The sequence below is a fragment of the Paenibacillus litoralis genome, from assembly GCF_046244365.1.
GTDB lineage: Bacteria > Bacillota > Bacilli > Paenibacillales > NBRC-103111 > Paenibacillus_V.
The window spans coordinates 7,339,638-7,362,913 of sequence record NZ_CP176395.1; the positions used below are offsets into that span (position 1 = coordinate 7,339,638).

Below are 23,276 nucleotides of genomic sequence, written 5' to 3' on the forward strand. Positions count from 1 at the left end.
TTCCCTCAATCTGCCGGGAGCCTGAAGCCCCCGAAACGCCAAAAAAGGACGCAACCTGCGGAATCTCGTTCCGCAAGTTTGCGTCCTTCGCAAACTAATACATCCTATAAAAAATCGATTAGGTTAATACTACCAAACGTTAATAATATTGTCTAGTAGCCGCAGCAAAATTATAGCCGCGACCTGCGTATGACCTGGTTCAGCACCTCCGAGAACACGAGCCCGATCGCGATCGCGCCGGAAATCATGAACGCTTTGGCCGCAAGCTGAACCGCCTGGTCGTACTGATTCTCGACGGCGTTCCGCATCGCGTCGTACGCCATGCCCCCCGGCACGAGCGGGATGACGCCCGCTACGTTGAAGACGATGATCGGCGTCTTATACGCTTTGGCGAACAACTGGCTGATGACCGTTACGGCAAATGCGGCGATAAGCGCCGCCACCGTGACGTCCAGCGAAACCTCCAGGCACCACATGTACAACAGCCAGCCGACCATGCCGATGAACCCGCACTGCACAAGCGTTCGCTTAGGCGCGTTAAAAATAATGCCGAACGCCGCGGAGGCGATGAAGCTGGTTACAAGCTGCGCGAATAGGTTCATGAGGTTTCATCTCCCCCGCTTTTAATAAAAGGAAAGCACGAAAGCGATTCCCGCGCCGATTGCGAAGGCGGTCAGAAACGCTTCCGCCCCTTTGGAAAGCCCGGATACGAGGTGACCCGCCATCAAATCCCGCACCGCATTCGTTATCAGAAGTCCCGGCACAAGCGGCATGACGGAGCCGGTAATAATTTTGTCCAGATCCTGCCCGAGTCCGTTCCAAACGAACAGGTAAGAGATGACGCCGATGATCAGCGAAGCCACGAATTCCGCAAAAAATTTGATCGACACCCAGCGGTGCAGGTAGTCCAAAGCCAGATAACCCAAGCCGCCGGCAACGATTGCCGGTATCACATCGCCCAAGACGCCCTTGAACATGATCAGAAAGCAGCCGCTCGCCAGCGCCGCAGCAGCAGCCTTAAGCCAGGCCGGATAGGCCGACCTGTCTCTATCGACCGCTTGCAGTTGCTTGAAAGCCTCGGCTGCCGTCATCTCGCCGAAGCCGATTTTACGGGAAATATCGTTGACCAGCGTCACCTTTCTCAAATCCGTCGAACGCTCCGATATGCGCGTCAGCATGGCCCGGGGAGCCGCCCCGTCGGCGGCAAAAAGAATCCCGGTCGGCGTCACGAAGCTATGCGAAAGCGGAATGCCGAACGAAGCCGCAATCCGCATCATCGTGTCCTCCACCCGGTACGTTTCGCCGCCGTTTTGGAGCATGATTTTGCCCGCCAGCAAGCAAACCTGTATAATCTCGTCATGATCCTCGTTGATCGGTTGGCTCATTGGCCCGACCTCCCTTACCGGATTGCCGTCCCGCCGGCATAGCGCTCTTCTATTACTCTCTTACCCAGCGCCTTGAAATTTATACCCGAAACCGCGCACCGTATGAATATATTTGGGGGTTGCCGGGTCCTGCTCGATCTTTTTGCGCAAGTTGCTGATGTGAACCATGACGGTCCGGTCGTCGCTGTCGCTTTCCCAGCCCCATATCCGGTCGTATAACTGCTCGACGCTGAATACTTGATTCCGGTGCTTCAGAAGCAGAATGAGCAGCTGCCGCTCTTTCGGCAGAAGAGGTACGGGCTGCCCGTGTACGAGCACCTCGTAGTTTTGCAGATTGACGTACAGTCGGTCATCCCTCCATGCCTCGTCGGACGCTTTCTTCCGCTGATGCAGAACCCGCCGCAAGTTTGCCTTCACCCTCGCAACGAGCACAGCCGGATCGAAGGGCTTCGTGACATAGTCGTCGGCTTCCGCTTCGAATCCGCTAATCATGTCCTCCGATTCCCGCTTGCAGGTGACGAAAATGATCGGAACATCGGAACGTTTGCGGATGATCCCGCACAATTCGATACCGTCCGTATCCGGAAGCACGATATCGAGCACGACCAAATCCGGCTTCTCCTGCTCAAACAGCTGCAGAGCCTGCTCCCCGTCTTCGGCCAGCACGGCAACGTACCCTTCGTTCTGCAAGTATAAGCGGATCAGCTCCCGGATCTCCTCTTCATCTTCGACGACCAAAATCTTGGCGCTCTTTTCTTTCCCGGCCATCCTCAAGCCTCCTCCTTCGCGCTTGCGCTTTGAAGCTCCGCCGCATGCACATAACGAACGGGCAGCGTAAAATAAAAGACGCTTCCTTCGCCCAGCTTGCTGCGTACCCCGATTTCCCCGTCATGGCAGGAGACGATCTCTTTGGATATGGCCAGTCCGAGGCCGACCCCGTACGTTTCCTGCTTTTGCGACACGCGCCCTTTATAGAAACGGTCGAATAGGAACGGAAGCTCGTCCTCCGCAATGCCTCTTCCGGTGTCGATTACCTTGATTGTCACGCTGCCTTGCCGGCCGTCCCCTGCAGCCCATTCCGTTTCGATGCGGATCTTTCCGCCCGCCGGCGTATTTTTCTGCGCATTGACCAGCAAATTGCCGTATACCTGCTCGATGCGAATCGGGTCCACAGCCGCAAACGCCGTCCTGTCCCGCACGGGCTCGATAATGGGCCCCAGCTCGTAAGCAAGCTTTCGGTCCCGCATGTCCAGCTCGAATTTGGCAAAAAGGCGCCGGATGAGCTGTTCCACCTCCGCCTCTCGAAACTCGAACCGGATTTGCCGGCCCTCCAGCTTCGAAAGCTCGAACAAATCGCCGATCATCCTGTCGAGGAATACGGTTTTATCGTAAATAAGCTGCAAATACACCGGATCGCCGACTTTCACGACCCCGTCGATCATCGCTTTGATATAACCGCGGACGGTAGTCAGCGGCGTTCCAAGCTCATGCGAAATATTCGAAAGCAGCCGTCTGCGCGACTGCTCCATCCGGGACAGCACGCCGTTCGCATCCTCCAGCTCCCGCTTCTTTTCCTCAAGCGTAGCGGTGCGTTCTCTTACCTTATCCTCCAACGAACGGTTAGCCGACTGCAGCTCGACCGTCAGTCCTTCCACTCTCGCAAACGATTTGGAGAACGTCAACGCCAAATTGATCGTCTGCGCGAACAAAAAGACGAGCAGCCCGAACGGAATCCAATCCCCCGTCGCCAAAACATTATTGTAAAACAAAATATCGTTGATGATCGATGCGAAAAACACCGTCAATCCGATTAAATTATTAAGCGAACCATGCCTTTTGCGAATAAAGGCGCGGATGAAAACGATAGTCACATATAGAAAAACGACGACCGCCATCAGCTGCAGCGGCAGCATCAGCTTCGTATACACACGCGCGGGCGCGAGTAAAATAAACAGCATATACGACCAGGTAAAAAGGCCGTACCACCGGTTCACGGCTGCTTTCGCCTCAAGCGGATACTGCGAGTGAACGAACAGAAGCACCATGAGCACCGCTACATCGGTCGGTATGTATTCGAGTTTTACCGACAGTTCCCAAGGGAATGCGGGCATCAGCTTCACTGCGATCGCCTCTCCCTGAAACAGCGCCCGTATCGCAATCATGAGGCAAAGAACGCCGAAATAGAAAGGCGACCGCTCGTTGCGCCGCATGATGTACAAGCTTATGTGATACAGCCCCATAACCGTCAGGCTTCCGATAATGAAGAGCTCCGAAGCCATCCTTCGCACCATTCCGCCAAAAACCTGCTGCTCCTCGCCCAGCTGCAGCGCTTCCCACATCCCGCCCTTGCGTTGGACGAAATTGGACACTTGAAGGATGAGCTCGTATTCCCCCGCGCTTCCCAAAGCGACCGTCTTCGGCAGGTTTTTGGGAACCATCTGCTCCCTGGCCGTTCCGACAACGCCGTTCCAAGCGGCCAGCTTGCCGTTAATCCACAATTTATAGGCGGATGCGACGCTTGGCACGTAAAGCGATAAATTGTGATCGCGCAGCCGGTCCGGGGCTTTGACGAGCAACCGGTAAGTCGCGAACCCTTCGCTGGACGTGATGCCATCCGCTTCCGGCGCTCGGTCGTTCTTCCACACATGCGGCACAGCGGCATAGGGCACGGACTCCAAACCCGGCGTATCGGCAGGGTATCCGTTCGGTCCGAAGCCCCCCGGCTCGATCAGGCGGTTCCAGTAGAATGCCCATTCTCCCTTCAACTCGACGATGCCGTCCCGCTCCGGCTCCCACTGGGATAAATCGAGCTCTCCCCGCATCGCTTGCAGTCCGCCGGCCCGATCTGCGGCATGGACGGTTTGCGAACCGAAGAGCGTCAAAAGCGATATCCATATCAGCACGCAAGCAGTTGCCGCTCTCATTTCGCATTCCCCCCTCGTTTCTAGCAGATTCCGCTAGTCTCATCTTACCAACGCTTTACGAAAAACGCCATCGTTCCCGCGCATTCCGGCAAGTCAAAAAGAGGCGTGGCGAATTTCTTCGCCAGCCTCTTAGTAGCCGTATTTCCGCGTCTTTTTACTTAAGCTTAGTCCTCGGATACTGCCGCGCCAAGTCCCCGCAAAACGAAAATCTGCGTTTCCCTAACGAGCTGATCCACCGTCAATGGCTCCTCCACCAACAGAGACGCAACCATATGCGCGTTTTTGGGAAATAAAATCGAGCCCATAACGAACAGCAGCGCATGATCGAGCGAGCCGAAGCGAAAATCGCCCTGCTCTCGTCCTGTCTCCAGCATGCCGCGAAGCTTTGTCCACAAAGGAAGCACATGCCTTTTCAAATAATGGGTGCGAGGCGACTTCGTCACGACCTCCTGGTCGGTAATCGAGGCCATTTCGGGATCCAGCTTGCGGAAACGGACAACTTCCGAAACGACCAGCTTGACGCCTTCAACGGGGGGCAGCTGCTGTCCGAAAAAATCGGAAATGCGTTCCCCTGGAAAAAAGGAATCGAAAAGCGCGGCAAACACGTTTTCCTTGCCGCCGAAGTAATACGACACCAGAGCCACGTTCGTTCCGGCTTCGTCGCAAATTTGCCGAACGCTTGTGCCGTCGAAGCCGTTTACGGCAAACAGCTTTTTGGCCGCCAGCAAAATTCTCATCTTCGCATCAAGTTCTGCCTGTGTCATGATCCGCTGCTCCTTCGATTCGCATTTCTGCTGCGCTCGATCGCCGAAACTACCTTAAAAAGAGCCGACGACGCAATTATTCTATGTGTCCTATTATGCCGTGACTCGCCCTTCCGGCGCAACCTTCGGCAGCTTATTGGGCGGAAGCCGCCGCACGCTGCACGACGCTCTCCTTGCGAAGCGCCACTGCGCCGAACGCTACGGCCGCCGTGATCGCCGTCATCCCGAGGAGTACGCCTACATCCGAACCTACGCCCGGCCCCCCGAACAGCAGGTTCATATTGCCTTCGACCGCATAGGTCGCCGGCAGGTACCGGCTCAGTTCCAGATAGAACGAGGACAGCATTTCGCGCGGCACCATCGCTCCGGATGTAACGAGCTGCACCGACATGCCGATTATGTTGAACAGCATGCCGCCTATCCCGAACAGGACGACGAACATTTGCGTAAAGAACATGAACGTCATCAGAAACACCGTCTGGAATCCCCACATAGCGAGGAATCCATGCGCCGACTGTCCGCCGAAGGCCAGCACGAGCGAGGAACCGATCGCCGAAATGAAAACCGCGGCAACGACGTTGATGAGGAAGCGCATCCCTATCTTTTGCCACTTGTTGAGCGACTGAATCATCATCGACGACTGCTGCAAATTCATCGACATGATCATGGAGCCGACGAACGATGCAAGCACCAGCATCATCGGAATCATTTGGTTCGACATATTTTTCACTTTATTGACGGATTGAAAATCCGAAACGACCTTCTCGGAAATGCCTTGCGCCATCGTCTGCGCTTGCTGGGCCGGTACGTTCGCCTGGGTCAGTATCGCCTGCGCTCCCGCCGCAACCGCTTCTTTGTTCACCATGGCCGTTACGTTGCCTGCCACGCCCTGCATAATGCTTTTGATCGTGGCCGGATTCGATTCGTTTACGAGAAACTGCACGCTGGCCTTGTCGCCCGCCGTTTGCAGCTTTTTAGTGAAAGCCTCCGGAATAATAATCACCATCTGTACGTCGCGGCTGTTCAAGCTTTCCTCCGCCGCGCTCTTGGACGCTGCCATTTCCGTCTGGAACGGCAGGCTCGCTTGAAGCTTCCCGGCGATTTGTCCGCCCATGCCCGCGTCTTCGTTCACGATGGCAATCTTAAGATGCTTGGCGTTATCCGTTACGCCGTCGTAGCCGGTCATCCAAATCACGCAAAAAATAAGCTGAAACATAAGCGCAACCGCGATACCCGCTTTTGTCGTCGGCTGTTTAAAAAATGTCTGCAAAGCCTGCTTCATCGATTCCCTCTCCATTCGCTCCACTAAATTGTCCGCACATTTAAACGGTCGTTTAAATTAAACGTTTGTTTAAAATATACGAGAATCCGGCGGCTCTGTCAACAAAAATTCGAGCTGCAAGCAGTACAACGACATGAAATTACCCTGAATAGCGACAAGAAAATACCAATTTCCTCAAACGAGATGTATTCTGCGACAAGAAAATACCATCAATTTATGCAGAATTTGAATTGGATTACTATTCATAAAAAAGAAGGCAACTTCTCCTGCTATTCGCGCAATTCAGGCGCATGCTCGTCTTGCTCTTCCACGACCGAACCGTCGTCCAGCCGCGCTTTTTTACACACGAAAGGACCTCAAATTCCACTACAAAGTGGAGGATGAGGTCCCTTTTCTTGAAGCAATTCGCTTCTAGTGTGGGGCTCAATAAATCACAAATTGATTTTGGGTCACTCGTTTCATTGAATTGCTTTACAACCGCATATCCATTCTTGGATGCATTATCGTAGCAGATTTGTATTAGACAATCTTAACTGCAATCGTTAAATTAGCAAGATCAATCGCAAACCCTGTGTCATTTCTAAAATAAATAGTGACTGTATCTGTTGCCGTAACTTCCGCCCACATCCGCATACCGTTTAATGCACGGTTTATGGAGCAAACAACAATATCACCCATAACCGCACCCGGTAGAGCTAAAGTAGTAGAAGTCTGCGTATCTGTTGGGATCGATGGCGGATCGTAAACAAGTGTCGCTTTCTTTTCAGCTTTATTGATTGCATTGACTTTTAGTGTGTTCGCCGCTGTTCTTGAAACTACAAGCATTAACGACTGTTGATAATCGGAGCCTTTAAATGTTACTGACGAGCCGCCGTTAATCGTTAAGCCAGCACCTGCATTCAAAACGATATTACCGGTCGGTGCGCCGTTTGCTGCACTCGTACTATGGAAACAGTAGATAATCGAAGCTTTCCCGTAATGAGAAAAAATCTTTTCATCGCAAGTAAGCGTTAATGTTTGTCCGTTTGTTGCAAATATTTTTAGCGGAAGGCTATCGGTTAAATCCGTGCCAACTTTTTGCCAGTCGTTAGCAGAATAAGTTTTCCCGCCAATAACAACTTCGGCGTCCAGTTTCTGATATCCGCCAGTGTCGATACGTCTGCCGCCTGACAAAAACGTATATAAAGAAACCATCTTATTCTTGTCTAATGCTGTAGTATTGTTATAAGTTGCGCCTTTGACAGTCGGATGAGACCAGGTTTCAACATGGTCAAAGGTGTTGCCTTCAAAGTATCCTTGATTGATAACCGAACCGTAATTTGCCGCGTTTCTTCGTGCTGTGCAAACGCCAATTCCACAAAACTCTGACGTGAATTCTTTAACTGATGTTCCATACAATGCTGATAAACGGTTGCCAATTCCAGCACAAATACCGTGAACTTCATCAATGGATGTGTTTGCCGTATTGTTTCCAAGTGTAATATAGGTTCCGCCAAAAATATAATTCAGTGTTCCTGATGTTGCAGAAGAGGTGATTTGCGGCACCACTTTCAATGTATTCGCTGATCTATTTACTTCATAAACAATGTGCAGCTCACCGTTAATCACAACAAATGTATTGGAATTATCCCCCCACAGCTCAAGCTCTGCCGTTTGTAGCGGCGGCAGTACATCAACTGTGATCGTGCTTGATCCGCTAATTGTTCCTGCGTTTGCATCCGTTTTGCCTGACCAGCTGGCTGCCATATGTGTTGCCAGATTACCAAGTGCGGACGGTTCCGCCGAGCCGACGTAACCGCCACGGACAAACCCGACCCTAACAAAATGCGAGTTTTGGCCAATAACCAAGGCATAGCCTTGCAGGTTGTCTGCTGTTATCGAATTAATAAAAGAACCAACAGCAAAACCATCATTGCCGCCTAGTAACACTCCATTTTTACAGTTACGCGTAGACATGTCAGTAGAATTGGACTGGTAGCCAAAGATACGGATAGCGCCTAAAAATTGTGAAAAATACCCCTGCCACACTAAGAAATAATCTAATGCCGCATCAGGTGTAGGTGTTAAGTGCAAGTTTCCATAGATTACATTTGTCGCATGAAAATTGCCTTTATATGTCAGTGTTTTATTGATAACAGCATTACATGATACATTCGCATGAACAACACGATTTGAGTGACAGTAATTGAAGAATGCTTGTAAAGCCGCCCAGTCAATGGAATCCGTCAGGGCTGCGGCGTGCGAGTATACAGCTTGGGCCTCCGCAAGCGTTGAGTAACGTTCGGATAAAGGGTGATAAGTCCCATCGCCAATTGCACCGAAATCAAATGGAGTTAAATTTTCGCTGTTCTTGTCTCGCTGGGTTCGACCACTCGGCAATACAACCATTTGGTCAGTAATGAGCAAAGGCGGTTCGCCGCCTGAATCCCCATAAACCGATTCCGTCACCGACAGGCGGGAAGACGCTCTTCCCCAAGCCGTAGGTCCGGAAAACGCGATTGCGGCGCCGGCCATGCCTAAAGAAGCGAGCAGTTTCCGGCGGGTGATTTTGCCGTCCGTTTCCGCGGATGGTTCCGCTTCTTCCTCTTTCCCGGCGCACGCGTTCGCTTGCTCGCTCGTTGCCGCCTCACTGTTCTCGCTGTTTGGGTATGCATTATCGGATGTGTGTCTTTGCACGATCGTATTGCCTGGTATCCGTTTATCAGGCATGCCGAACCCTCCCAATCTATGATTGTTTCCCCGTTAACCTCGCTGGCCCAAATGTTCATCTTTAACATAGCCCCCGAACCATGTGTCCGCTCAAGCGCGACGCTTCCATTCAATCCTATGGATTGGCGCGAACTCGCGTCCGGTTCGCCGCGCAAGAGCATGAGCGGCACCTGTAATCCTATTGCAGGCCGACGGCAGACTAGTTGGATACAACCTCCCAAAGCATTGCCGGGCCCGTAATACCGCCTGTACCCAATTCATCCAATATCGCATTGCCTACATCAACGACGACTAAATTGGACTGTCCGAAATTGATCGCGCTTGTTGCGTCAAACTCCCATGGCGACGTTAACCCGCTGCCCTTTTTTACTAACGGCAGTTCTTGCCCGTTCATCCAAACCCTGGCCGTCTCGTCGATACTGCTGAACCAAAGGCGGATCGGATTGCCGTTGTCGAATTTCTTGTCTACCTTTACTTCCGTCCGATACCATGCGTGCCCTTTGTAATAGCGAAGTCCTTGGCTGGACCAGGTCTCGGAATACGTCTTCAGCTTCATCCACGACTTCGTTCCCAAGCCGGGTTTCCACAAACCTAACAGATCTCCGTTGTCGTGCGGGACCAGCATGACATTCCATTCATCGGGCATTTGGGCGACAACCCGATTTCCTCCGGTAACGCGCTGCTCGCCTTGAGTTATCATATTTTTCCAAAATATATCGGTATACAGAAACGATGCCCACGGATTTAAAATGACAGGCGAATGGAGTACGGCTTCATTCCGGATCGTATAGATCCGATCAAACTGCTCTTTGGCCTTCACAAAATCCAGGCGATTGATGTTATCCATCATACCGAGGAAATTGTCGCCGAAGCTGTAAGCAAGCCGCACCATCGCAACGCGTTTGCCGTACACCGGGTCGTTCGATTTATTCGCTTCCTTCTCGGCTTTGCTGAGCGTTTTCTCCATTTCTTTCCTAACCTTGTCCGTCAAAATATGAGAGAAATCATAGATGTTTCCGGCAAAGTAATCGGCCTTGGCAAAAGCCTGCTCCAGCGTTTCAAAATGCTCCCGTATAGATTTGGCCGCGGGACCGTAAAACTTCGTATAGTAATCGTCCAGCAAAGCCTCGACATCCAGATCCGGATTCCACATCATTTTGGCCGCCAAATAAAGTCCCGGACCATGATAGGCCCAAGCCGGCAAGTTTTCGGCGCGAATGCCAACTATCTCGTTCTGCTTATAATACTTGAATTCGCTGGAAACTTGATCGACCAACGAAAAGGGAAGGCCAGGATCAGCAAGGTTGTATAAGTATTGATAAATGAAAGGTTTAACACCCAAACTTCTCCATCCATCAATCATATCTTTCAGGTGACCGCGCTCCCAAGAAAGAGGATTGTCTAAGGCATGGTAACGGTCTACTGTAATCGAAGCGATGATCGGAATGAGTTTCGGATTCGGTGTCCAGCGTACCGGCGGTTGATAGTACGTGTCATAAGCATAGAAGGCGATGCTGACATCCGTATATCCGAGCTTCCCAAGCTCCTCCAAAACAAGATTGAAAAATTTCACATAACGATCCGTTAACGATAAAGTGTCGTGCGTAGCATCCCAGTCAGTCCCATCCCAGTCAGGGTTAGGTTGAAGCACCTTCACAAGACCGTCGTTCGGTCCCATGTGCAGCACTTTCAGATTCGGATCTAGTTGCAATTTCGTCACCGAGCTCTGTACGACACAGGCCAAAACGTCAGGCTTCGTAACGTCAAATTGATTTGTTGGCGTTCCATTCTCGTTCGGCAGAAACAGATCGGGCCGAGTCTTTGAGGTGATGGTGCACGGAATGCCATGCGTTCCGTAAAACTTTTGATTCAGCCGCATATGCTCAACCCAAGGCTTGCCTTCATTCAAATTGACGCCGTTCGGAAGTCCGGGGGGGTTCTGATAGGCTTCGGTTGCTTGCATCGCCCTGGCCGAAAAGCCCGGGTGCTGAATCGTATCTTGCATTGGAAGCGCTATCGTTTTCTTCGACGGGATTACCGTGCCAATGTCGCCCGGCATGAACCAGCGTACGCCTAGCTGCTCAAGCAGCTCGAAAGCCGCGAATAACGTACCTTGATCCGAGAGCCCGTATAACCGGATGGAGTCCGCCGCTGCCGCTAAGCGGAAAGATCCGGGATCATTTCCGCCTTGACGAATGGCGTTCAGGTCGATATCGGGCGTTGCCCCTCCGATATAGATTTTCGTTCCGGTTGCTTCCACCTCATTCGTTACAATGGGAAGCTCCGCCCCGGAGATGCTTTTTATGTAATTCACCAGTTCAGTTGCCGCCTTCTTCTCCAATGCCGAAGCATATACCGTCGTCACAACGGTTGCCGAAGGGTTGCCGTCGCTCACAAGCACAACGCCTTGTTCTACGCCAAGATTTGTTCTTACCTCAATCTCTGCCTCTTGTCCATTGGCGTTCGCTTGCCCAGCCATCATAAACAGCGGGGTTACGGTCAAGACCAAAAGCAAAAGCCAGATGAGCCCTTTCCCTTTCATCATTTTCAAACTGATTCCTCCTTTTTTTTGAACCTCTCGGAAATGATGCTTCCGAGAGGCTCCGACCTAATGGCCAATGTTTTTATTGTTTCACCCCAAATATGGAGCGCAAACAATCTTTCCGTATTACATCCAATTTTTAATTTTTTAAAGCCTGCTCACTCCTTCAACGAGCCGAGCAGCGCCCCCTTGACAAAATATTTTTGCAGGAAAGGATACACGAGCAAAATCGGAATCGTTGCAAATAAAATAATGCCTGCCTTCATCATCTCCGGCGTCGCCGCGAGCAAATCTCCGGACGGCTTGTTCAGCGAGCTGCCGTCCTCGATGATCAAGCTGCGCAGAAGAATTTGCATCGGATACAATTCTTTGCTCCTGATGTAGATGAGCGCACTGAAGTAGGAGTTCCACAGACCTACCGCCTGAAACAGCGCCAGCGTTGCGTTTACCGCCATCGAAAGCGGCATCGCGATGCGGGCGTAGATGCGGAATTCGCCGCAGCCGTCGATCTTCCCGGCGTCGAATAGCTCTGACGATAAGCTCTGAAAAAACGTCTTCATAATAATGACACCGAATGCGTTAATCGCGCCTGGAAGCATAAGCACCCACAACGTATTTTCCAGCCCCAGCGAACGGATGATCAAATATCCGGGAATCAGCGGCGAAGTGAAAATAAACGTGACCAACACGAATTTCATGATCAAGCCTCTCGCCGGCGCGTGAGGGCGGGACAAGCCGTATGCCATTGTCGAAGTAAAGAAAAGATACAGCAGCGTTCCCCCGACGGTTATCGTAATCGTGACGCCCATCGACCGCCAAAGAGACTCCATGCCCACTATGGTCTTGTATACGTCCAAATTAAAGCCTTTCGGCCACAAATAAACCAGCTTCGCATTCGCGTACACGGAAGAGCTTAACGACACCGCCGCAAGATGGATAATCGGTGCCACCATCGTCAGCGCCGCGATCGCCAGGAACGTTCCGTTCACCCACTGAAAGATGCGATTGGATCTGTTCACATGCTCGTCCTCCTAGTAGATGCTTTCGCCGGTCGTTTTTTTGCTGATCGTATTCAAGCCGACGACAAGCGCCAGTCCGACAAGCGACTGAAACAGACCGATAGCCGTTGTGTAGCTGAATTGTGCTTTAAGCAGCCCGACTCGATAAACGTAGGTGTCCACCACTTCTCCGACGTCCCGAACGAGCGGATTGAGGAAAATAAGCAGCTGTTCCGTATTGGAATCCAGCACGGTTCCGACCCGCAGCAGCAAAAGAACGACGATCGTCGGCAGCAGCGAAGGCAGCGTCACATACCAGATTTGCTTCCAACGGCCCGCGCCGTCGACGACGGCCGCCTCGTATAAGCTCGGATTGATCCCGGCAAGCGCCGCCAAATAAATAATCGTTCCCCAGCCGACTTCCTTCCATATCCCGATCGCCACGACGATGCCGCGGAAATACCCGCCCTCCGTCAGAAAATCAATCGGCGCTGCGCCGAACCAGCCTCTTATGACATTAATCATGCCGTCCAGCGACAGCAAATTGATGAAAATGCCTCCGACAATGACCCAGGACAAAAAATGCGGTAAATACAGCAGCGTCTGAATCGGCCGCTTGAACCACATCTTCGAAACCTCATTCAAGAGGAGAGCCAAAATCAAGGGAGCCGGGAAGCCGAACAAGATCGAAAGGAAACTAAAGGCCAGCGTATTGCGCAGGACGTTGAAAAACTCCTCATACGTAAAAATCGTCACAAAATGCTTGAAGCCTACCCAGTCGCTATGCATGATGCCCTTGAACATGTTGTAGTCCTGAAAGGCGATCATATTGCCGGTCAACGGCGCATAGCGAAAAACAAGAAAATGCAGGATACCGGGAAGCATGAGGACAAGAAGCGCCCAACGATCCTTCTTCATCATTCTGTTCAACACAGCGTTTCTCTCCTTCGCAGCGGATGCGTTCAGCCGAGACCATGCCGGAAATACGGATTCCGGTTTCTCCGGCAGGGTCTGACCATCCGCTCCGATCCATCTATCCGGTGAACGATGCTCTATTTTTTAGCCTTCTTGTTGTACCATGCTGTCGCTTCCTTAATCGCTTCGTCGCCGCCACGGCGCTTCCACTCGCTGACGAACTTGTCGAATGCAGGATCGAGCTCTTCTTTGCCGGTGACGACTTTGGCAAACATATCGAGGAACAGCGTCCCTGCTTCGGTGCCGGGCACAAGCTCCGGATGCGTCTCGAGCGCCTTGAGCGCCGGCATGTTCAGGCTATCGTGCTTGATTATGGCTTCCTTCGCCATCTGGATGCCGCGAATAAGCACATCGGAGTTAGGCGAAAACTTCAACACGTCCTGAACCATGCGGCCATCCCCGCGCGGATTGATCGACAATTGGTAGAACACGGAGTCGCCTTTCTCTTTATTGATTGGAGCATTCGCGTCCCATTTGACCGCGCCGTTCTCGACTGTATAATTCGTTCCTTCGATCCCGTAGGCAAAAAACTTGTTCGCATCATCGGACCAAGCCCAGTCCAAAAATTTGATCGCCGCTTCCGCCTGCTTCGACGAAGTCGGAATGACCCATACATAGGAAATGCCGCTATACTGCTTAGTCAGCCCACCTGGCCCTTTCGGTCCGATCGGAGGCTCGATCAAGCTGATTTTCGCGTCCGGCTGATTGACGAATGTGTCCGCCCTCCAGTCCGAATTGTAATTGATCACTTCGTGTTCCCACATGCCCGCTTTGCCTTGCTTGATGCCGGCTCCCCAATCCGCACCTTTATTCGTGAACATATTCGGATTGATGTAGCCCTTATCGTATAGCTGCTTCCAGAATCGGATCGCGTCCTTCATTTCCGGACGGATCATGTCGGGGATAAGCTGCCCGTCCTTCATATTCCAAACATTCGGCGAAGCGCCGAATTCTTTGAAGAACAAATCGGCGTAGGCCATATTTTCCCGAACGTAAAAGCCGTATTCGTCGTTCGGATCGCCATTGCCGTTCATATCCTTCTGCTTCACCGCTTCGAAATAAGCCAAGTATTCGTCCAATGTCTTCGGCTGCTTCATGCCGAGCTTATCCAGCCAGTCTTGCCGGACATAGACGACTTTGGCGGCCGGCAGCGCACCGAAGGCGGGAATTCCGTAAATTTTGCCGTCCTTGCTCACCTGCGGACTGTCCCAAGCTTCTTGCGGAATTTTTTTCTTCAAATTGGGTCCGTATTTGTCGATAAGCGGGCCGAGCTCCCGGAAGACACCTTGCTCCACCGCGCCCGGATGCATCGGAGCTTCGATGCTGTACGTCCGGATCATGTCCGGCAAATTGTTCGAGGCGAACCGGACCGTAAGCTGCTGTTCGTAATCTTGCGCATGGCCTAAAAATTCGAATTGCAGGTCGTAGCCCGAAAGCTTGGACAATTCCTTGAGATACGGGTCGTCGGCCACCTTCACTCCTTTGGCATAGGCGGCGCCCGCATGCGACGTCAGCAGACTCAGCGTCGCTTTTGGCCCGGCAGTAGCCGCTCCTTTTTCCGAAACTTCGCCGGTTTGCCCGGGTTCCCCGTTTTTTCCGCAACCGACGATAGCCGCAGTCATCATAAGCGCCAGTCCCCCGAGCGCCGCTTTTCGTTTGAATGTAGACATGCTGTTTCCCCTTTCTCTCTCCTCAATTTAGATCGTTTCCCGGAAGGACGACAGGCAGCCTTCGAGAATGACGACTTCTCCAGGCGTCACCAGATAGACGGAATCGTCCTGGACGAAGCAATGGTACGCAGCCTCTTCTTCATGCAGAAGCTGCAAACGCCTTTGCACATTCATATCCCATAATTCGAAAGCGTTGCCATTCCATATCACGAACAAGCCTGGTATGCCAGATCCGACGATACTGCGCGTATCCCCGGGGACGATATCCATCTCGTCCAGCCCGGGAACGCTCATCCGTTCCGCGTCGAGTACGAACATCCGGGTACGGCCGTCTCCTGAGAAATCGCCGGATACGGTGCACAAATAACGCCCCTGTCCCATTGGACCGCATACCGTCGCGATCCGGGTTCCCTCGGGCGCTGGGCTTTTCCGCACGGCGGAAAGGTCGCGCTCGTCAAGACGGACGAAATAGCAAGCCGGCGAGGCGGGCGGGCAGCTTTGGCAATCGGCATCCATCGTCGTACCTGCGATCAGACCGCGCGTTTCGCCGTCGTGCCAAAGGCTGCGTATCATTTGTCCAGGGACGGGGTCGTCCTTGTAAGCGGCGATGCCGGAAATCGTATCGTATCGGGTCAACACGCATCCCAAAATGCCGTATTCATGACTGCAGGAGTAATAAACAAGATGGCCGTGGGCGGCGCCCGCAACCGGACGCATGCCCCCCGGCGGATCGGCGACCACGCGGGGATTTTCCGGAAAACAGGGATGCCGGGCGGGATCGTATTCGACGAGTTCTCCGCCCGCGTAGGCGGCCATGTACACCTTTCCCTGGACGTTCCAAGTAAGCAATATTTCTCCGACTCCCGGAGCCGCCCTGCCGCAGTCGGTCCCTTTGTCCGTCCTCAAGTCGATTTCCCAAAAGCGTTGGGTGATGAAGGGGGTGCCGAGCAGCCGATCCCGATCGATCCGGCATAAACAGTCGACGTGCGCAACCGAATCGGCCGGAAGCCGCTTCGATACGAGAAGCGCGCCGGTCTCTCCGTCAAACCGGTAAAATACCCCGTACAGATTGACGGCTACTATATCTCCGGAATCGGTAATGTTTACGCTGAAGGCGTTCGCGTCGGGAATACGGCAAATTTCGGTTACGCGGCCGGTCGTCATATTCCAAACCGCTATGGACGCATTCTGAAAATCGGTATGCACGCCCATCACCCGGCTCCCTCTTCTGGCAAACCATTCCATCTCCCGCTCAGGGAGCGGAGGACCGCTTACGATTTGTCTCGTTAGCGGGTCGTACCAGCCGCAGTAAGGGAAATACGTCCATCCTTCCTCGCTGCGGATCAAACGTTTGACATGCTCTCTTCTTTGCGACGGGTTCGGGATAAGCCCGGCTATTTCGCCCAGCACGACCGACTCAACCGTTTCCTTCCGCGGATCCCACTGCAGCAGCGCAACATCCGGGTTATCGATCACGATGCTGAACGTGCCGTCGCCGTTCGCAAATGCCGCCCGCATATAGTGCTCCCGACATACTTCCGCATACTGTTTAACCGGCCTTCGATTCCGATAATCGAAGGAGAACGCCGCTGTCGACGGCGGCGGAAACGCGGCCGCGAACAGCTTCCCTGTCGCCTGATCGAGTGCCATTCCTTGAAAAACAAGGGCGGACGGCGCGCCGGTTTCGCAGCATTCGATCTCGCCTGTGCTCAGCGTCAGCCGAACGACGCGAGAGAGGTCCCCGCACAGCCATAGCGTGTCGCCGTCCTCTTGGGCGGCGCTGTAAAATCCGGAATGGATGGACGGAAAACGGTAAATCCGTTCTTTGCCGGACTCGGTGACGACTATGCCTATGGTGCCGCTGACGCTGTTCCATGAGCTGATCCAAAACCGTTCTTCTCCGTCGCTTCCTTTCCCGATCTGAAGCATTGGGGTGTTGATAAACGGATCCCTTCCGTACGGAATCGCTGCCCGTTTTATTTCTCCTCGCCATCTCTCCGCTTCAATTGCCTTCATGTATTTGCATCGACTCCCTTCCCCCTATGTGAACTCGCCTGTTCGGCACATTCAGCCTATCTTCTTTTGCGAATGAACGGCAATAATCACGTATTGGAGGGGTGGAAAAGAAAGAACCAATGATGCAAAACGGGAGCAGACCGGCTGAATCGCGTTCGCTCGTCAATGTTCCGTTCCATTCTCCTCTTCTTCTGCCTTCTTCCGGAACGCGCCCGGCGGCAAGCCTGTAAACTGCTTGAATGTCCGGTTGAAATTTTGCACGGTCGAATAATGGAGCCGCTCGGCGATTTCTTTAACCGGCATGTTCGTGCGGAGCAGCCATTCCTGCGCTTTCGTCATGCGCTCCCGAATCAAGTAGTCGGAGAAATGCTCCCCGGTCTTCTCTTTAAATAACCGGCTCAAATGCGAAACCGAAATGTCATGCTGCCGGGCGATCTGCTGCAGATCGGCGTCCCATCCGTCATGCACATGCTGCAAAACATGCTGCACGGCCTTGTCTTGCCGCGATACCTGCGCGGTATCCATATACGCGACGACGGAAGGAAATACGGAACCGGCCAGCCAATCCTGCACAGCGGAGAGCGTGCTTAAGCTGTGCAGCTTTTTATGCAAATCCTCCGCAAAAATGTCCCGCAGCTCGCAGCCATACTCATGCAGAAGCGAATCGAGCTCGACGAGCAAATAATCGAAAATGCCGAACATCGTTTCCGGGCTCGCGACCGATTCGCCGATTCGTCCGGCCAGCTTGGATAACAGTCCGTTCGCTTCTTCAAGGCCGCCGCCGGTCAGATTCGTTAATATGCTCTTCTGAAGGCTGACGATTTCGCGGCCCGATTGTGCGATAGCCGGCTCGGTTTCCTGTTCGGTTATCGTGACATTCGGTCCCATCAGGATACGGTAAGCGGAAAGCTCCGTCGCTTCCCGATAACCCTGCTTGATGCCGTGATAGTTCTTATAGGAACGGCTTATCGCGACGCTTACGGTAAATTTGAAATACTGCTCCGCGGCAAGCCGAATTTCCGCGGCGATGTTTCCCAGCTTCCGCTCCGTCTCCACCTCCGCTTCACCTCCGCCGGATTCGCCGATAATGAGCGCCACCTGGCCCGGCTGCGTAGTCAAGGCCAAACAAGGGAAGACCGCTTCGCATATTTCCTCGGCCATTTTGCGCAGCGCGTATTGGATCAGGGACTGGTCTTTCCCCTGGTAATTTTCCGTAAGCATCGCGTAATCGTCCGCCGTGACGAGACAAACCCGGAACGCGGAGCCGTGCAGCGGCAGCCCGAGCTGATCGCGCTTGTTGCGAATTTCCGCATCCGTCATGTCCCCCCATAGCAGATGACGCGACAGGTTCTCCTTCAGGGACGGCAAATGGGCGTTAATTTCGCTGCGCAAATGGCGGTTATCGCGGATCGTTTCGTTCAATACCGATTCCAGCATTTTCAGCCCGTCCGCTCCTTTCATGCTGCCTGCATATTCCGCCGGCACTCGCTTGAGCATGCGTTCGATTGGAACATACAGCCTTTTGGAGCCCGTCAGCGCCACAATGGACCAGAAAGCGACGAGCGCTCCGATGATCTCCCACGTTATTTTTTTGATTGCGGCGGATCGCTTTGACAATTCGGCCGTCGGCGTCATCGCGATGATCGTCCAATCGTAATTTTTCAGCTTTAGGGATGAAAGTTTGTACGGAACGCCGTCAATTCGGATAAGGCCGTCATATTCTTCGGGATTTTTCCAGAATTGATACAAATCCGTAGTCGATGCCAGCTTTGCGCCAATATCGTCGCTGTTGCTGCCGATCATCACCCTGCCGTCCTTGTCCACTACCGCCATCCGTCCCCGATACTGCTTTCTCTCTTCGCTGTCGCCCAGCACTTTGGACAGTTCCGCGATGGATACGCTCAGCACCACGATTCCTTCCGTATAATAGGAATGAAGTGGGATCGGGCGAAACAGCATAAGCTCCTTGTTGTTGTACGTATTCGGCGTCACGACGAAAGGCGCGTTGCGGTTCGTTTGCGTATTTTGCATAATCGTTTCGTAAACGGATCGCGAATAAGGAGTGGATTGATGGACGGAGGAGTATACGTGATCGAACTTCTTATAGATGAGCGTGACGTCGTAGCGGATGGGCGAAAAGTTCACCTGCTTGCGCAGCGTCTCCATCATATCCATCGTTTGGCTGACATCGTTGCGGTCCGGTGGCCCCGATTCGACTGATCGCTCTACCGTAACGTTCGTAGCGATGGAGACGGCGTGAATGCCCAGGTTTTCCATCAGGTGGTTCAGCCGGTATTCGACCTGCTTGAGCAGCGCCTGGTGATTAAGGTCGACTTCCTCCTGAATACTGCGCGACGCGATCGACGAGGAGAGCAGGCCGACCACCAGCACGGGAACCGCGCTGATCGCGATGGAGTAGAGCGCCAGTTTTCTTTTGAACGATACCGTTCCGAACCGCCCGCTTATCCGTTTCATGCACATACCTCCAGATTGAATGGCGCTTGGACGCCTTTATTTTGCCAATGCGATACCGGAAAAGAGTTACCTCTCCGAATGAAATGCCAATAACAGCTACCGGCTATCAACCAATAACTGTCGTGTGCGGAACGCGCGTCAATCCTATAAGAACGGCGACAACCCGCATAAACCCAACTATAGTTGGAGTCGTCCTGAAACTCAATGATCAAATTTGCGGCGGAAGCAAAATATGAGCAGTTTGCGAAATAAAAGAACCGAAGGCAATCAAACAAAAGAGACGCCCGGTTTCCCTGCGTCCCTTTCGCTTTTCCTGCTATTCGCGCACTTCAGGCGAATACTCGTCTTGCGCTTCCACGACCTTGACGTCGTCGAACCGCAGCCATGATTCGAAGCCGCGCTCGCTCGCCTTCAGCTTAATTCTTGACGCTAGGATCACTTCCGGGTAGTTTCATGTCTGTATTTTTACGTCATGAAATTACCCTGAAAACGCAAAGAACCTTGACATTATCAAGGTTCTTTGTTCGGAGAATCATGTCGTTGTACTTTTATATAAAGATGAGGCGTCTCTTCGTCCACCCGAATACCCGCCTCCCGCATTCTTCCTCGAAGGCGAACCAGCGCTGCTTGAGTGATACTGGGGTTGTGACCGGGGCTTCGATAAAGTCGAAGATGGAGAAGCCAGTCTTGTCGTGCCGCAAGCGAAATACTCCAGCTCCAGCGAGTTAACAATACTCAGCAGCGCTTTTTGTTGATCCAAGCGAATGCCCCTCGCTTCCGTACGCCTTTATTGTAGAAAAACGTGCACGCAGTCACATACTGAGAAGCAAAGATAATATGACAATAAAAGCAGACGATATGTGCTGTTTCCGCACCGTACAGCAAGAGATAATATAAAAAAATAGGGAGGGCACCCGCCATGCAATACAAAAAATAGGTCATGTTAGCTTCAATCGCATCTTTGCTGGCTGTGGAACGGCTTGCACCAACAAGAAGGAGGTCGACCGATCGTCCGAAGCTCTTCCATCGCAAAAACCATAAAAAATCAAAATTAGAGGTGTATATAGGCATGTTATACCCGTTAAGTAACAAATTCGGAGCAATTTCATTTGATTCCGTTGCAGGAACATGGTCAATGACTGCAGATCAACGCTTGGTCATGGAATCCTTTTCGCTCGTATGGGAAATAGATGACTCCCAGATCCGCTGTCTGGAGAAAACCGATTCGGTCGAAATGAATCAAGGCAAAGACTTGCATGGACGATACTCGGAACTTGTTGCCTATAGTGGCGCCTCAGGTACGGGGAAGAAGTTTGCGATCTCGTTCCGGTTATATGAAGAGGAATGCTTCTTGACCATAAAAGCCCGGGTCAAAAATGTTGGGAAAACAGTCATTAAGCTCGGGAAATGCCATTTATTGCACGAGAGCGGCAATATTGATCTTGGCGAGGGAGCCGAGGAAACGGTGGCGCTTTGTCAAACGGCCTGGGTTACCGATAATTATGTGAAAAAGCTTTATTCTGAAAACAACTGTCACCGGAGCAAAACTGTCGGTTTGCTATATAATCGGTCCCATAAACTTGCATTCAACTGCAGCTTTATGACCTTTGACAGAATAAATACGGAGATTGCATACAGCACGTCTCACAACAAGATTCATGTTGATGGTTACTGCGACTTTGATGATTATGAGCTTCAGCCGGATCAGGAAATCGAGTCCGAAACGATCGGGTGCGATTGGTCATACGATCCTTACGCGTCTTTGGAAAATTGGGCAACGAAGGTGGGCCATTATTACAAACCCCGGATAGCCCCGAAACCGTCCGTCGGCTGGCTCGGAGGATGGACATGGAGGGACGGTTTTACCCAACAAACGTATGAAGAACTTGTGCTGGAGAATTCCGCCGCCATCCAAACGAGACTCGAAGGGTTTGATGTCACGAATTTCTGGGTAAGCATCGGCAATTTTAAGGATATGCTGCCGGGAAACTGGACAGCATTTAACAAAACGACGTTCCCCCACGATCTCGAATGGCTTGTTTCCAAATTGGCGAAAAACGGACAACGTCTTGGCTTTTGGATCGCTCCTTTCTGGATACCGGACAAACTGAGTCCCCTGTTTGAAGAACACAAGCATCATCTGTTAAAAAGGCAAGGAGAGTTCGTCAAATGCAATTCCAGGTGGAGGTTCGGGAAGTCCGGCGATTTGCCGCCTGACGAACGGGCTGGCTTCTATTGCCTGGATGGAAGTCATCCCGATACGGTTAACTTTTTGAAGCGAACCTTTGAATTTTATCAGAAGCTGGGGATCAGGTACTATATGATCGATTTTCTTTATGCGGGATCAGGCTCGACCCCGGGACACTTCCTCTATGATGAATATTTCGACCGCTCCAAGGTGAAAGGTCCCGAAGTATACAGAGAGGCTTTGAAAACGATCCGGGAAGCTGCAGGCGAGGATGCGTATATTTTGTCTTCGACCGGAACAACATTCCAAAACATCGGTTGTGTCGATGCTGTAAGGGTTGCCCCCGATTGCGGTGAAGGACGTCCGCTTATAAAAGGGATGAATGAATACCCTGCCATGTATACGATCAATACGTGGAATTTGATTCGAACAGTATCGACCACAATGGCCAACACTTATTTTACGGATCGGAAGTTGTATTATAACGACGCTTTCAATGTGATGACCATCGATAAGCCTGTTCCTTTGAACGAAGCGATTATCACGGTCAGCATGTTTGCTTTGTCAGGCGGTCCCGTGATGCTCGGGGACGATATTTCGACCATTGGCGAAGAACGGCTTGCGCTTATCAAGAAGGCGCTTCCGCCATACAACAAGATGGCAAAACCGGCAGACTTGTTTGACGCCGTATATCCGGATTGGCCCAAAATATTCAATTTGAAGGTCGAGAAGGGCTGGGACGAATGGAACGTTATCGGCGTCTTGAATACCGAACCTACTACCGTAAAAATGGAGCTCTCGCTGGACAAACTTGGGTTGGAACACGGCCCTACCTACACCGTGTTTGATTTTTGGAACGAGATGTATTTGGGTGAAATAAAAGACCGTCTCGAAGTCGAGGTGCCCCCCCATCATATCCGGGTATTTCGAATAGCCAGGTCGAGGCCGCATCCTTGGCTGATAGGGACCGATATGCATGTAACCCAAGGAGGGGTCGAAATCGAGCAGCTTGAGTGGAATCCGAACAAACGCTATTTGAGCGGTGTATGCATCCGGCCAAAAGGGGAAGCAGGGAATTTGTTCTTGAAGCTTCCGAAAGGGTGGAAGCCCGTTCAATATGAAGGGCTTCAAACCGCAAAAGTCCCAATGGATAAAAGCTTAATTGTCCTCAAGCCTTTGGCGTTTCGAACAGAGACACTCACTTGGCGCATTGATTTCGAACCGGAAGACGAAGCAGAATTTCGCAACTTGCTGCATGTCGGGGAAGAGAGGGTCATTTTGGAATGAAAAAATGAGGCTGCCGGGAAACGTTCCGATGGTCGTATCCCCGTTAAGCAGGAGAAAAAAG

15 protein-coding genes are annotated in these 23,276 nt (G+C 52.1%); 1 reads left to right on the forward strand and 14 read right to left on the reverse strand.

Annotated elements, in window-relative coordinates; genetic code table 11:
* Nucleotides 1-170 precede the first annotated feature (170 nt).
* The 14 genes from ACKGJP_RS31015 to ACKGJP_RS31080 all read right to left on the reverse strand — a co-directional run bounded on the left by ACKGJP_RS31015 (nucleotide 171) and on the right by ACKGJP_RS31080 (nucleotide 20,179).
* Complete coding sequence (locus tag ACKGJP_RS31015; RefSeq protein WP_409342612.1) at nucleotides 171-602, reverse strand: threonine/serine exporter family protein; 432 nt, start codon at nucleotides 600-602, stop codon at nucleotides 171-173.
* A gap of 21 nt (nucleotides 603-623) precedes the next feature.
* Nucleotides 624-1,385: a threonine/serine exporter family protein gene (locus ACKGJP_RS31020; RefSeq protein ID WP_409342613.1), complete on the reverse strand. Its 762-nt coding sequence runs from the start codon at nucleotides 1,383-1,385 to the stop codon at nucleotides 624-626.
* A 60-nt stretch (nucleotides 1,386-1,445) separates the two neighbouring features.
* Nucleotides 1,446-2,153, reverse strand: a complete 708-nt coding sequence (locus ACKGJP_RS31025; RefSeq protein ID WP_409342614.1) for a response regulator transcription factor — start codon at nucleotides 2,151-2,153, stop codon at nucleotides 1,446-1,448.
* A 2-nt stretch (nucleotides 2,154-2,155) separates the two neighbouring features.
* A complete protein-coding gene (locus tag ACKGJP_RS31030; RefSeq protein WP_409342615.1) occupies nucleotides 2,156-4,309 on the reverse strand; it encodes a sensor histidine kinase in 2,154 nt (717 codons plus the stop codon).
* 164 nt (nucleotides 4,310-4,473) lie between these two features.
* Complete coding sequence (locus ACKGJP_RS31035; protein WP_409342616.1) at nucleotides 4,474-5,073, reverse strand: TetR family transcriptional regulator; 600 nt, start codon at nucleotides 5,071-5,073, stop codon at nucleotides 4,474-4,476.
* A 133-nt stretch (nucleotides 5,074-5,206) separates the two neighbouring features.
* Nucleotides 5,207-6,355: a YhgE/Pip domain-containing protein gene (locus ACKGJP_RS31040; RefSeq protein WP_409342617.1), complete on the reverse strand. Its 1,149-nt coding sequence runs from the start codon at nucleotides 6,353-6,355 to the stop codon at nucleotides 5,207-5,209.
* A gap of 519 nt (nucleotides 6,356-6,874) precedes the next feature.
* Nucleotides 6,875-9,064, reverse strand: a complete 2,190-nt coding sequence (locus ACKGJP_RS31045; RefSeq protein ID WP_409342618.1) for a hypothetical protein — start codon at nucleotides 9,062-9,064, stop codon at nucleotides 6,875-6,877.
* Nucleotides 9,065-9,263: 199 nt separating this feature from the next.
* A complete protein-coding gene (locus ACKGJP_RS31050; protein WP_409347297.1) occupies nucleotides 9,264-11,609 on the reverse strand; it encodes a DUF4838 domain-containing protein in 2,346 nt (781 codons plus the stop codon).
* Nucleotides 11,610-11,764: 155 nt separating this feature from the next.
* On the reverse strand, nucleotides 11,765-12,625 hold the full coding sequence (locus ACKGJP_RS31055; RefSeq protein WP_409342619.1) for a carbohydrate ABC transporter permease: 861 nt from the start codon (nucleotides 12,623-12,625) through the stop codon (nucleotides 11,765-11,767).
* Nucleotides 12,626-12,637: 12 nt separating this feature from the next.
* The gene (locus ACKGJP_RS31060) at nucleotides 12,638-13,525 is read right to left on the reverse strand and encodes an ABC transporter permease (RefSeq protein WP_409347298.1); all 888 of its coding nucleotides are present in this window, start codon (nucleotides 13,523-13,525) and stop codon (nucleotides 12,638-12,640) included.
* Nucleotides 13,526-13,656: 131 nt separating this feature from the next.
* Nucleotides 13,657-15,249, reverse strand: coding sequence for an extracellular solute-binding protein (locus ACKGJP_RS31065; RefSeq protein ID WP_409342620.1), 1,593 nt, complete (start codon nucleotides 15,247-15,249; stop codon nucleotides 13,657-13,659).
* Nucleotides 15,250-15,276: 27 nt separating this feature from the next.
* Nucleotides 15,277-17,265, reverse strand: coding sequence for a hypothetical protein (locus tag ACKGJP_RS31070; RefSeq protein WP_409342621.1), 1,989 nt, complete (start codon nucleotides 17,263-17,265; stop codon nucleotides 15,277-15,279).
* Nucleotides 17,266-17,427: 162 nt separating this feature from the next.
* Nucleotides 17,428-19,740, reverse strand: a complete 2,313-nt coding sequence (locus ACKGJP_RS31075; RefSeq protein ID WP_409342622.1) for a helix-turn-helix domain-containing protein — start codon at nucleotides 19,738-19,740, stop codon at nucleotides 17,428-17,430.
* Nucleotides 19,741-20,056: 316 nt separating this feature from the next.
* The gene (locus ACKGJP_RS31080) at nucleotides 20,057-20,179 is read right to left on the reverse strand and encodes a hypothetical protein (protein WP_409342623.1); all 123 of its coding nucleotides are present in this window, start codon (nucleotides 20,177-20,179) and stop codon (nucleotides 20,057-20,059) included.
* 696 nt (nucleotides 20,180-20,875) lie between these two features.
* Between ACKGJP_RS31080 and ACKGJP_RS31085 the strand changes: the two genes are divergently transcribed.
* Nucleotides 20,876-23,215, forward strand: coding sequence for an alpha-galactosidase (locus ACKGJP_RS31085; RefSeq protein WP_409342624.1), 2,340 nt, complete (start codon nucleotides 20,876-20,878; stop codon nucleotides 23,213-23,215).
* Nucleotides 23,216-23,276 lie beyond the last annotated feature (61 nt).

Bases quoted from the DNA above. Each gene is read 5' to 3' on its own strand.
- ACKGJP_RS31015 (WP_409342612.1), bottom strand. From the start codon at position 602: ATGAACCTATTCGCGCAGCTTGTAACCAGCTTCATCGCCTCCGCGGCG.
- ACKGJP_RS31020 (WP_409342613.1), bottom strand. From the start codon at position 1,385: ATGAGCCAACCGATCAACGAGGATCATGACGAGATTATACAGGTTTGC.
- ACKGJP_RS31025 (WP_409342614.1), bottom strand. From the start codon at position 2,153: ATGGCCGGGAAAGAAAAGAGCGCCAAGATTTTGGTCGTCGAAGATGAA.
- ACKGJP_RS31030 (WP_409342615.1), bottom strand. From the start codon at position 4,309: ATGAGAGCGGCAACTGCTTGCGTGCTGATATGGATATCGCTTTTGACG.
- ACKGJP_RS31035 (WP_409342616.1), bottom strand. From the start codon at position 5,073: ATGACACAGGCAGAACTTGATGCGAAGATGAGAATTTTGCTGGCGGCC.
- ACKGJP_RS31040 (WP_409342617.1), bottom strand. From the start codon at position 6,355: ATGAAGCAGGCTTTGCAGACATTTTTTAAACAGCCGACGACAAAAGCG.
- ACKGJP_RS31045 (WP_409342618.1), bottom strand. From the start codon at position 9,064: ATGCCTGATAAACGGATACCAGGCAATACGATCGTGCAAAGACACACA.
- ACKGJP_RS31050 (WP_409347297.1), bottom strand. From the start codon at position 11,609: ATGATGAAAGGGAAAGGGCTCATCTGGCTTTTGCTTTTGGTCTTGACC.
- ACKGJP_RS31060 (WP_409347298.1), bottom strand. From the start codon at position 13,525: ATGATGAAGAAGGATCGTTGGGCGCTTCTTGTCCTCATGCTTCCCGGT.
- ACKGJP_RS31065 (WP_409342620.1), bottom strand. From the start codon at position 15,249: ATGTCTACATTCAAACGAAAAGCGGCGCTCGGGGGACTGGCGCTTATG.
- ACKGJP_RS31070 (WP_409342621.1), bottom strand. From the start codon at position 17,265: ATGAAGGCAATTGAAGCGGAGAGATGGCGAGGAGAAATAAAACGGGCA.
- ACKGJP_RS31075 (WP_409342622.1), bottom strand. From the start codon at position 19,740: ATGAAACGGATAAGCGGGCGGTTCGGAACGGTATCGTTCAAAAGAAAA.
- ACKGJP_RS31085 (WP_409342624.1), top strand. From the start codon at position 20,876: ATGACTGCAGATCAACGCTTGGTCATGGAATCCTTTTCGCTCGTATGG.